Below are 690 nucleotides of genomic sequence, written 5' to 3'. Positions count from 1 at the left end.
GACGTCTTTAACTCCAGGAAAGGCGCGAAAAAATTCCTCAGCAGAGCGAATTTGACGAGCGGGCAAAACACATTCTCGCCCCAAGGTCATCTCTAAAACCGGCAATAATATTTTTACCCAGCGACATGCCCGTGTTCTATCTAAACCAAAAAGAAGTCCTTGCAAATCATAGGTCGGATAACATTTTAAATACAATAAAATAAAAAGCAGTTTATCTAATGGGGTTGGGATAAATCCTTTCTGCCCTGCACCCATCTGCCGCTCGTGAGCTTTTCGATTCTTTTTCCGATAAATCAAATAACAAGCTGAAAATTCAGCGGCTAAATTTTTCAATTCTTCGACTGATAATCCAATGATTGCTTTACATAAACGATTATCTCGTAACAACTGCTCTTTGTTGATCATTTCAAACCGTTATTTTCTAAGTTAAACCTCTTTTTATTGTCTATAGCGTGACAAAAAATGCAAGTCTCTATTCAGCAACTAGTTTAATGAGCAGGCATCGCTTCCTGCTTGAGTTGTTCCTTTTCGTCCTTCGTGAACGACTGCTTGGGAGCCGCTACCAAGGAAGCAGCCTAGCGGCTGCAAATCGATATCGGGTAGAATGGTGGTACCTTGAACTTCTGGAAATCATATAAAATTACCCCCGTGCTTTCTGAATTCACTCCTCGCCCTCTAAAAACGTTGTTT

Annotated in this window: 1 protein-coding gene; it reads right to left on the bottom strand. The window is 40.7% G+C overall.

The genetic code is table 11. The features are described 5' to 3' along the window. A partial coding sequence (locus CBG25_RS00710; RefSeq protein ID WP_290603697.1) for a transposase family protein occupies positions 1-405 on the bottom strand: 405 nt, incomplete at its 3' end. Positions 406-690: the final 285 nt, after the last annotated feature.

Origin of the sequence: Arsenophonus sp. ENCA (assembly GCF_002287155.1) — a bacterium.
In the GTDB taxonomy this organism is placed as follows: domain Bacteria; phylum Pseudomonadota; class Gammaproteobacteria; order Enterobacterales; family Enterobacteriaceae; genus Arsenophonus; species Arsenophonus nilaparvatae.
The sequence above is the reverse complement of the archived record's forward strand: the minus strand, read 5'-3'. Positions and strand labels throughout refer to the sequence as shown.